Source organism: Rhodanobacter sp. PCA2, assembly GCF_013620825.1.
Classification (GTDB): domain Bacteria; phylum Pseudomonadota; class Gammaproteobacteria; order Xanthomonadales; family Rhodanobacteraceae; genus Rhodanobacter_A.
Genome location: NZ_NJIC01000008.1, coordinates 110,487 through 119,844, shown reverse-complemented (window position 1 = coordinate 119,844; position 9,358 = coordinate 110,487). Strand labels below are relative to the sequence as shown.

Annotated in this window: 12 protein-coding genes; 9 read left to right on the top strand and 3 right to left on the bottom strand. The window is 70.7% G+C overall.

What is annotated here, in order from left to right; translation table 11 throughout:
* The 3 genes from PCA_RS02090 to PCA_RS02080 form a co-directional block, all read left to right on the top strand.
* Positions 1-706, top strand: a 706-nt coding sequence (locus PCA_RS02090; RefSeq protein WP_181300514.1) for a 2-oxo acid dehydrogenase subunit E2, incomplete at its 5' end; no start/stop codon positions are given.
* Positions 707-1,631: 925 nt separating this feature from the next.
* Positions 1,632-2,093: a DUF1456 family protein gene (locus PCA_RS02085; protein ID WP_181300513.1), complete on the top strand. Its 462-nt coding sequence runs from the start codon at positions 1,632-1,634 to the stop codon at positions 2,091-2,093.
* A gap of 79 nt (positions 2,094-2,172) precedes the next feature.
* The gene (locus PCA_RS02080) at positions 2,173-2,661 is read left to right on the top strand and encodes a DUF456 family protein (RefSeq protein ID WP_181300512.1); all 489 of its coding nucleotides are present in this window, start codon (positions 2,173-2,175) and stop codon (positions 2,659-2,661) included.
* Here PCA_RS02080 and PCA_RS02075 read toward each other — a convergent pair.
* Positions 2,658-3,320, bottom strand: a complete 663-nt coding sequence (locus PCA_RS02075) for a hemolysin III family protein (protein WP_181300511.1) — start codon at positions 3,318-3,320, stop codon at positions 2,658-2,660. The two genes, PCA_RS02080 and PCA_RS02075, sit on opposite strands and share 4 nt — an antisense overlap.
* A gap of 202 nt (positions 3,321-3,522) precedes the next feature.
* Here PCA_RS02075 and PCA_RS02070 point away from each other — a divergent pair, with 202 nt between their 5' ends.
* The 4 genes from PCA_RS02070 (at position 3,523) to cls (ending at position 7,737) form a co-directional block, all read left to right on the top strand.
* Positions 3,523-4,179: an energy transducer TonB gene (locus PCA_RS02070; protein ID WP_181300510.1), complete on the top strand. Its 657-nt coding sequence runs from the start codon at positions 3,523-3,525 to the stop codon at positions 4,177-4,179.
* A 176-nt stretch (positions 4,180-4,355) separates the two neighbouring features.
* Positions 4,356-4,934, top strand: coding sequence for a cysteine dioxygenase (locus tag PCA_RS02065; protein ID WP_181300509.1), 579 nt, complete (start codon positions 4,356-4,358; stop codon positions 4,932-4,934).
* A 21-nt stretch (positions 4,935-4,955) separates the two neighbouring features.
* Positions 4,956-6,320, top strand: a complete 1,365-nt coding sequence (locus PCA_RS02060) for an FAD/NAD(P)-binding protein (RefSeq protein ID WP_181300508.1) — start codon at positions 4,956-4,958, stop codon at positions 6,318-6,320.
* A 37-nt stretch (positions 6,321-6,357) separates the two neighbouring features.
* Positions 6,358-7,737 (top strand): cardiolipin synthase, encoded by a 1,380-nt coding sequence (gene cls / locus PCA_RS02055; protein WP_181300507.1) that lies wholly within the window; start codon positions 6,358-6,360, stop codon positions 7,735-7,737.
* Between the two features lie 6 nt (positions 7,738-7,743).
* On the opposite strand, the gene PCA_RS02050 is transcribed toward cls, so the two are convergent.
* Positions 7,744-8,121 (bottom strand): hypothetical protein, encoded by a 378-nt coding sequence (locus PCA_RS02050; protein ID WP_181300506.1) that lies wholly within the window; start codon positions 8,119-8,121, stop codon positions 7,744-7,746.
* A gap of 77 nt (positions 8,122-8,198) precedes the next feature.
* Between PCA_RS02050 and pncA the strand changes: the two genes are divergently transcribed.
* The gene (gene pncA / locus PCA_RS02045) at positions 8,199-8,840 is read left to right on the top strand and encodes a bifunctional nicotinamidase/pyrazinamidase (protein ID WP_181300505.1); all 642 of its coding nucleotides are present in this window, start codon (positions 8,199-8,201) and stop codon (positions 8,838-8,840) included.
* A gap of 6 nt (positions 8,841-8,846) precedes the next feature.
* Here the strand turns inward: pncA and PCA_RS02040 are convergent, their stop codons facing one another.
* A complete protein-coding gene (locus tag PCA_RS02040; RefSeq protein ID WP_181300504.1) occupies positions 8,847-9,035 on the bottom strand; it encodes a CPXCG motif-containing cysteine-rich protein in 189 nt (62 codons plus the stop codon).
* A gap of 102 nt (positions 9,036-9,137) precedes the next feature.
* Here PCA_RS02040 and PCA_RS17335 point away from each other — a divergent pair.
* The coding region (locus PCA_RS17335) for a hypothetical protein (protein ID WP_255436601.1) at positions 9,138-9,358 on the top strand (221 nt) is incomplete at its 3' end.

Sequence of the window (9,358 nt, the reverse complement as noted above, 5' to 3'; positions counted from 1 at the left end):
GTACGCCCTTCAACTGTTCGGGCTGGCCGGCAAGCCGGTGCGCACCGCGCCCCCGGGCGTGCACGCCAGCGGCCAGCCCGAACAGTTGAAGGGCGTACGCCGCAACATGGCGCGCGTGATGGCCGAAGCCCACGCCAACGTGGTGCCCACCACCCTTGTGGACGACGCCGACCTGCACGCCTGGATCGGCAAGCAGGACATCACCGCGCGCCTGATCCGCTCCATCGTCGCGGCCTGCAAGGCGGTGCCGGCGCTCAACGCCTGGTTCGACGGCAAGAACCTCACCCGCACCCTGCATCCGCACGTGGACATCGGCATCGCCGTGGACACCGACGACGGCCTGTTCGTGCCGGCCCTGCGCAACGCCGACGTGCTCGACGGCGCCGGCATCCGCGCCGCGATCAAGCGCCTGCGCACCGCGGTCGAGGACCGCACCATCCCCGCCTCGGAACTATCCGGCTACACCATCAGCCTCTCCAACTTCGGCATGTTCGCCGGCCGTTACGCCACCCCGGTGGTCGTGCCGCCCACCGTCGCCATCATCGGCGCCGGCAAGCTGTGCCACGACGTGGTCGCCGTGATGGGCGGCATCGAAGTCCACCGCCGCATGCCGATCTCCCTCACCTTCGACCACCGCGCGGCCACCGGCGGCGAGGCGGCACGCTTCCTCAAGGCGCTGCTGGACGACCTGGCACAGCCGAATTGAGGATTGGCGGGACGATGTGAATACGGGGCGCCATCTGGCGCCCCGTTTGTTTTATGCGCGCCAGTTTTGTGGGCCAACCCTTTTTGCTTGTGCGATCGCAAGCGACAAAAGCGGTTTCGTGCGTCCTTTGGACGCCCGAGTTACTTCTCCTTTGCTTGTCCAAAGGAGAAGTAACCAAGAGGAAACGACACCCCGATGGCGCGCCCCGGTAAAGCAGCGCGCTCCCGGCGCGCAGAAGCAAAAGCAGGGCACAGCCAGAGCCAAGGAAGGTCTGGTTAATCGACTCTCTGCTCGTCATTCCTGCGGTTCGCTAGTCATTCCTGCGGCTTTCAACGGCCGAAGGGCCGGTCAAGCAGGAATCCAGCGCCTTGGCGTTCCGTGGCGTGCAGGCACTGGATGACCAGCTTCGCTGTTGTGAAGCGCCTCCAGCTTTCGCTGGGATGACGATCAGAATCAAAAGCGAAGCGCCGCATACTCGCGGCGCTTCGCTTTTGCATTTGCAGTTGCTTCTGGCGCGCACGATGCGCGCCTGCTTTTCCGGGCCCCCTCGGCGGCGGTGAGCCGTGGACGATCAGGCCGCGCAGCGGGCAGCGCCATGGATGGCGATGCCTTTTCGCGCGGGCAGGATGCCCGCTCGAAAAGCCCGGCCGCGGCTCACGCACTTGCCGGGCATGGATGCCCGGCAAGCGCCGCCGCGGGGTGTCGTTTTCTCTTGGCTACTTCTCTTTTGGACAAGCAAAAGAGAAGTAGCTCGCGCGCCCAACGGGCGCACGAAACCGCTTCAATTTATGCCTACAAGGGAAAAGTAGCCGAGACGCCAAGAAGCACACGAAACCGCTTTGGAACTCCACGTAACCCACACAATCCATACACGAAGGAGCAGAGACCCTCTGCCCAAGTGCAAGCCCCCGATACAATCCCCCTCATGATCAACAACGACATCCTCCGCAACGTCCGCTACATGCTGGACCTGCCCGACGGCAAGCTCGCGGCCATCGCCGCGCTGGCCGGCCTCACGGTGCCGCAGGCCGACATCGACGCCTACCTGAAGAAGGACGACGAGCCCGGCTACCGCGACTGCCCCGACAAGGTGATGGCGCACTTCCTCGACGGCCTGGTGACGCAGTTGCGCGGGCGCGACGAAACCCGCCCGCCGCCGCCGGTGGCGAAGCGCGTCGGCAACAACCTCGTGCTGAAGAAGCTGCGCGTGGCATTCGAGCTGCGCGACGACGACATGCACGCGATCCTCGACGCCGCGGGCTTCCCGCTGTCGAAGTCGGAACTCACCGCGCTGTTCCGCAAGCCCGACCATCCCAACTACCGCCCCTGCGGCGACCAGTTGCTGCGGCACTTCCTGCGCGGCCTCACCCAGCGCCTGCGTCCTTGAACACCGCGGCCATGGATGGCCGCCCGTTTGACCTTCGCGATCAGGGACGATCGCAGGAACCCGATCCCCAGGAGCCCCCATGCTGTTCGACATCATGTTCTACACGCTGGGCGGGGTGCTGATCGTGGGCGGCCTCGCCGGCGCGATCCTGCCCGCGCTGCCCGGCCTTCCCATGGTCTTCGGCGGCATCTGGCTGATCGCCGCGGTGGACAACTACCGCCACCTGGGCCTGTGGTGGCTGCTGCTGATCGGTGCGCTGGGCACGGCGGGCGTGATCGTGGACTTCGTCGCCGGCACGCTGGGCGCGAAGCGCGTGGGTGCCAGCAAGCACGCGTTGTGGGGCGCCTCGCTGGGCACCATCGTCGGCATGTTCTTCGGCATCCCCGGCATCCTGCTGGGCCCGTTCGCGGGCGCGCTGCTCGGCGAACTGGCTTCCGGCACCAGCGTGCTGCGCTCGGCCCACGTGGGCGTCGGCACCTGGATCGGCCTGCTGCTGGGCACGCTGGTGAAGCTGGTGATCTCGCTGGTGATGGTCGGGCTGTTCGGCGCGGCGATGCTGTTCGGCTAGGCCGCCGCGGGCAGCACGTACAGCAGCACCGCGAAGTAGTGCAGCACGCTGCCGGCGAGCACGAAGGCGTGCCACAGCGTGTGCTGGTACGGCAGCTTGCGCCACAGGTAGAACGGCACGCCCAGGGTGTAGGCGACGCCGCCGCCGATCACCAGCGCCATGCCGCCGGCCTGCAGGTGCGCGGCCAGCGGCTTGAACGCCAGGATGCCGATCCAGCCCATGCCCACGTACAGCAGCACCGCGAGCTTGCGGTAGCGGCGGAACCAGCCCAGCTCCAGCACGCTGCCCACGAATGCCAGCGCCCACACCGCGGCGAACAGGCTCCAGCCCCACGCGCCCGGCAGCGCGATCAGGGTGAACGGCGTGTAGGTGCCGGCGATCAGCAGGTAGATCGCGATGTGGTCCAGCGTGCGCAGCAGCGGCTTGGCCGCGGGCACGGGAACCGCGTGGTACAGCGTGGAGGCGGTGTAAAGCAGCACCAGGGTGACGCCGTATACCGCGCTGGCCGTCACCGCGCGCGCATCGCCGCCCAGCGCCGCGAACGCCACCAGGGTGGCGAGGCCGCCGATGCTCAGCACGATGCCGAGGCCGTGCAGCAGGCTGCTGGCGAGTTCGTCGCCGCGGCTGTAGCGCGGCAGGGTGGCGAGGGCGGCGGTCATGGCGACTCCGGCGGAGCGGCGGATATCGCATTGCAGCATAGCGCGATGTCCAGCATGCGGCCATCGCGCCTGGCGCCCGGCCGTCCACTTGCGCACGACCGGGCCCAGGCATAGGCTCAGGCCGCGTCCACGACGGTCCCCCTGCGCATGCAGCGTCGCCGACGCCACAACCCGAAAACGAAACGCCGTCAGGAGGTCGCCCATGTCGTCCGCTGGCCTGGCTGTTGCTGCTCGTCCCCACCCCGATGCCGCGCGCATCGCCGCGCTCAGTGCGGCCATCGCGTTGAACCTCGCGGCCCTGCTGTTCCTCACCCGCCCGCTCGCACCGCAGGCACTGGCGCTGGCGCATACGCTGGCCACGGTGCCCCAGGTGGTGTTCATCGACCCGCCGCCACCGGTGCCGCCGCCCCCGCCGATCGAACTGAAGCCGTTGCCGCATCCACCGCCGGTGCCGGTGCACGTGCAGCCGCGACCCGATGTCGCGCCTCCTGCGCCGGTCCCGACCACCGACGGCAAGCAGCCCATGCCCACGGTGGCGCCGCCCGGCCCCGCACCGGTGGCGACCGACACCCCGGCGCCGGTCGAGGCCACGCTCGCCTACCGCTCGGCGCCGCTGCAGTTCCCGCTGCAGGCCTTGCGCGAGCGCCTGCAGGGCACGGTGCTGCTGCGCGTGCTGGTGGACGAGACCGGCACGCCGGTGCGGGTCGAAGTCGAACGCGGCAGCGGGCACGCCGTGCTCGACCGCAGCGCGCGCGAACAGGTGCTGGCGCACTGGCGCTTCCAGCCCGCGATGGTGGATGGCCACGCGGTGCGCGCGTGGGCCAGGGTGCCGGTGAACTTCGTGTTGCAGAACCTGTAGCGCGGGTTCATGCGCGGAAAACGCAGGACCCGGCGGCATGCATGCGCGCCGGGTCCTGTGCGGTTTGCGCACGCGCATCACGCAGCGTTGACGTTCATGCCGCGATGGCGCTGCTCTTACGGCCGTTTAACGGCGTGCATGCTCCACTTGTCCGCCGTTGAATCGCCGAGCTCCGCATGGGCAAGTACGTGCACAGCTTGAAGACCTTGCGCGACATCGCGCTGGAATACGGACGCATCGAACACCCCGACCTGGCGACGATGGCGCGCGAACTCGGGCGCGTCGTGCATCTGGAAGGCTCCGCGCTTTCCGTCCGCCTCGCCACCATGCACCGGCGCCGCCGCCGCAGCGGCCGCTGGCTGCTCGCGGAACGCCGCCTGCCGTCGTTGAACGTGATGGTGCGCGCCTGGTCGCCCGGCCAGCGCATGCCGCTGCTTTTCCACGCCGACCGCTGGGGGCTGGAAGTGCCGCTGCACGGCGCGCTGGAATGGCAGTCCTACCGACGCGATCCGCACAACGGCGAACTCACCGCGCTGACCCGCGACTGGCTGGGCCCGGGCGACGCCGGCTGGTTCGAGCGCGACGCGACGCGGGCGCACCGCTGCCGCAACCTGTCGCGGCACGACACGGTCTACACGCTGCACGTCTATGGCGGCGAATTCCCCGACCAGCGCGTCGGCGATCCATGCGAGGATGTGCCGGCATGGATCGCACAGGCGCCGCGCGGCGCGTTCGTCGGCCCGCTGGCACGCTGACCTTCCACCCGGGAGCCACGCATGCATCGACGTGTCGCCATCATCGGCGGCGGCGCCGCCGCCGCCGCGCTGCTCGGCGAATTGCTGGAGAGCCAGCCGCCGCAACCGTTGCGCCTGGACTGGTACACCGGCGACGGCGTGCCCGCACGCGGCGTGGCCTACGCCACCCGCTCCGACCGCCACCTGCTCAACGTGCGCGCCGCCTCGATGAGCATGTTCGCCGGCAAGCCGCAGGGCTTCCTGGATTTCGCGCAAAAGGACGACCCGTCCGTCGCCGGCACCGACTTCCTGCCGCGCCGGCGCTACGGCGACTACCTCGAAGCCGAAGTGGCGCGGGCGACGGCGCTGGGCAAGATGCGCGGCCACGACCTGCGGCTGGTGCCGTTCGCCGCCGACGCGGTGGTGCCGGAGAACGACGGCGTCACCGTGTTCCGCGGCGAGGACAGCAGCCGGGTGGACGCCGCCGTGCTGGCGCTGGGCGCGATGCCGCCGCAACCGCTGCCCTGCGTCGGCGCCGGGGCGCTGGCCAGCGGCCGCTACGTGGTCGATCCCTGGCCGCTGCTGGCGGCGCCGCCCGCCGAGGCGCCCGCCCGCGTCGTGGTGATCGGCCTGGGGCTCACCGCCGCCGACGTGCTGCTGGAACTGGCCGCACGCTGGCCCGCCACCCGCTTCACCGCGATCTCGCGCCATGGCCTGCTGCCCGAGCCGCACCTGCGCGCCACCGCGGTGCCCAGCGGCGACGGCGCGGAGCTGGTCGAGGCGATGCGCGACGCGCCCGAGATCCGCCGCTGGGTGCAACTGCTGCGCGAGGCGATCGCGCAGGAAGACGACTGGCGCAGCACGGTCGACAGCCTGCGCCCGCACGTCGCCGCGCTGTGGGCCGCGCTGCCGCTGGAACAGCGCAGCCGTTTCCTGCGCCACGCCCGCTGGGCCTGGGAACGCGTGCGCCACCGCATGCCGCCGCCGCAGCATGCCGCCCTCGCCGCACTGGAACGCGAAGGCCGCCTGCAGCGCGTGCGCGGCCACGTGCAGGCCATCGCGGTCGACGGCGATGGCCTGCGCCTGGAACTGTGCCCGCACGGCGGCGGCCCGCTGCACGCGCTGCACGCGGGACTGGCGGTGCAGGCGACAGGCATGGATTTCGACGTGGCGAACACGCCGCACCCGCTGATGCGCCAGCTGGTGGTCAACCGCCACGTGCTGCCCGACCCGCTGGGGCTGGGCTGCCGGGCCACGCCGCAGGGACGCCTGCTGCACGCGGGCGGCGCGTGGCCGCGGCTGTTCGCCATCGGCAGCCTGTTGCGCGGTACGCTCTGGGAATGCACCGCAATGCCGGAAATCCGCCAGCAGGCCCGCATCGTGGCCAGGCAGTTGCTGGCCGGATAGGCGGAGCCCGCTGCCGAGCCCCACGCCCGAGGACTCCATGACCCTGAACATCGTCGGTGCCGTTCTCCTGCTGGTGGAGGTGCTGGGCGTGATCGCCGCGCTGCACGCGCTGATGCACACCCGCACGCCGCAGGGCGCGATCGGCTGGGTGCTGGGCCTGCTGCTGCTGCCCACGCTGACCCTGGTGCCCTACCTGTTCCTGGGCGGCAGCCGCTTCCGCGGCTATCTAAAGCGGCATCGCAGCACCGCGCCGCGCGGGCGCTTCGCGCCCAACCCCGACGACAGCGAAGGCCGCTTCCTCGCGCTGGTGGCGATGCAGGGGCGGCCGTTCCGCGCCGGCCACCGGCTGCGCCTGCTGATCGACGGCGACGCCACGTTCGAGGCGATCTTCGCGGCGATCGCCGAGGCGCGGCACACGCTGCTGGTGCAGTTCTTCATCTTCCACGACGACGACCTGGGCCGGCGCATGCAGCAGGCGCTGCTGGAACGCGCGGCCGCCGGCGTGCGCGTGTGCGTGCTGTACGACGGCGTGGGCAGCTACGACCTGCCGCGCCGCTACGTGGAGACGCTGCGCGCGGGCGGCGTGGAGATCAACCCGTTCGCCACCAACCGCTGGCGCAACCGCTTCCAGCTCAACTTCCGCAACCACCGCAAGATCGTGGTGGTGGACGGCGAGCGCGCGTTCGTGGGCGGCCTCAACGTGGGCGACGAATACCTGGGCCTGAAGCCGCCGCTGGCGCCGTGGCGCGACACCCACATGGAACTGCGCGGCCCCGCCGCCGCCGACCTGCAGCGGCTGTTCGCCGACGACTGGGAATGGATCACCGGCGCGCCGCCGCCGCTGCATCCGGCGCCGCCCGCCGACGGCAGCGCGCGCGTGCTGGTGGTGGCGAGCGGGCCGGCCGACCGCCAGGAAACCGGCTCGCTGTTCGTCACCGCCGCGATCAACGCGGCGCGCCGGCGGGTCTGGCTGACCACGCCCTACTTCGTGCCCGACCACTCCACCCGCGCGGCGCTGCTGCTGGCCGCGATGCGCGGCGTGGACGTGCGCGTGCTGATCCCGGCCCGGGCCGACCACCACACCGTGTACCTCTCCTCCAAGCTGCACGCGCACTACACGCTGCGCTACGGCGTGCGCGTGTTCCGCTACCAGCCCGGCTTCATGCACCAGAAGGTGGTGCTGGTGGACGACGACTGCGCCGCGGTGGGCAGCATCAACCTGGACCCGCGCTCGTTCCGGCTGAACTTCGAGGCCAGCGCGCTGGTGCTGGACCGCGAGTTCGCGGCCGAAGTGGAACGCATGCTCGAAGCCGACTTCGCCCTGTCCCGCGAGGTGCACGCCAGCGAATACCTCGACGCCTCCTACCTGCGCCGGGTGGCGATGCACGTGGCGCGCCTGTTCGACCCGGTGCTGTAGCAGCCGCTACGCGTCGCCGCGACGCCAGTGCGCGCCGCACAGCAGCCACGCCAGCAACACGCCCAGCGCGGCGCCCAGCAGTTCGCACAGCACGCGGGTGCCGATGCCGTCGGGATCGTGCACTTCCGCCAGCTTGGCCCTGAGCAGTTGCAGCGACTGCAGCCGCGCGTAGTTGAAATAGAACAGGTTCCACAAGTCCATGCGCGCGGTGAGCACCAGCGCGAGGACATACGCCCAGCCCATCCGCCGCGCATCGCTCCAGCCGTTGCGCCGGCCCAGCCAGTGGAACAGCAGGTACAGCACGAAGCCGGCCGCCAGGCCGATCGCGCCGGCCTCCATGCCGCCGGTCCAGCCATACCCCATCCATGATTGGTCGTAGTTCATCGCGCCCTGTTCCAGCCTGTGCCTGCTGCATTATGCCTGCGCGCTAGACTGGTGTTCCTCCACCGCGCGGGCACGCCATGTCTTTCGCCACCAGTGAACGCACCGCCCTGCTGGTGGTCGACATGCAGCCGGACTTCATGCCGGGCGGCGCGCTGGCCTGCCACGAAGGCGACGCCATCGTGGCAGGCATCGACCGCCTGCTGCGCACGCGCCGCTTCCGCCACGTGGCGGCCACGCAGGACTGGCATCCCGCGGGCCACGTCTCGTTCGCCAGTTCGCATCCGGGCACGCAGCCGTTCCAGCAGATCGCGCTGTACGGCCAGCCGCAGACGCTGTGGCCCGACCATTGCGTGCAGGGCACGCCGGGCGCCGCGCTGCACCCCGGGATCGACTGGTCGATGGCGGACCTGATCCTGCGCAAGGGCAGCGACCCGCACGTCGATTCCTACAGCGGCTTCCGCGAGAACCACGACCGCCACGGCGCGCGTCCCGCCACCGGCCTGGCCGGCTGGCTGCGCGAACGCGGCGTGGAGGAAGTGCTGGTGTGCGGGCTGGCGCGCGACGTCTGCGTGCTGTGGACCGCGCAGGATGCGGTGGCCGCGGGCTTCCGTGCCGGCCTGCTGTGGGAGCTGAGCCGTCCGGTGACGCCGGCCGGCGACGAGCCCACGCGCGCCGCACTGGCGGCGCAGGGCATCGCGCTGGTCCACCTGGACGGCTGAGCCGGCTCAGGCCTCGTCTTCGCGCGTGGCGCACACCCGCGGCGCGCCGCCCGCGTCGAACGCCACCGCCAGCGCCATGGGACGGCAGCACACGCTGCAGTCCTCGATGCAGCGCTGGTACTCCACGGACTCGTCCAGCAGCAGTTCGATGGACTCGCCGCAATACGGGCAATCGATGCGATACGGCACGGGCATGGCGCACTCTCGAACGACGACGGCGGCGCCACGCTGGCACAACCCTTGTCGACGCAACGCGTACACTGTCCGCCCCTTGCCCGATTCCTGCGGACGACAACGATGGCCGAACGCGAATTCCCGGATTACACCGTGCGCTCCGGCGCCAGCCTCGAAGGCTCGCGCTACACGGCGTGGCTGGCGGTGGTGCCGCACGGCCACGGCTTCCCGGTGTACTACGCGATCTGCGAGAACCGCAGCTTCCGCCACCAGGACCTGGCCGAGCGGGCCGCCGGCGACGCGCTCGCCGCGGTGCTGGCGCTGGATGCGGCGCGGAGCATCGC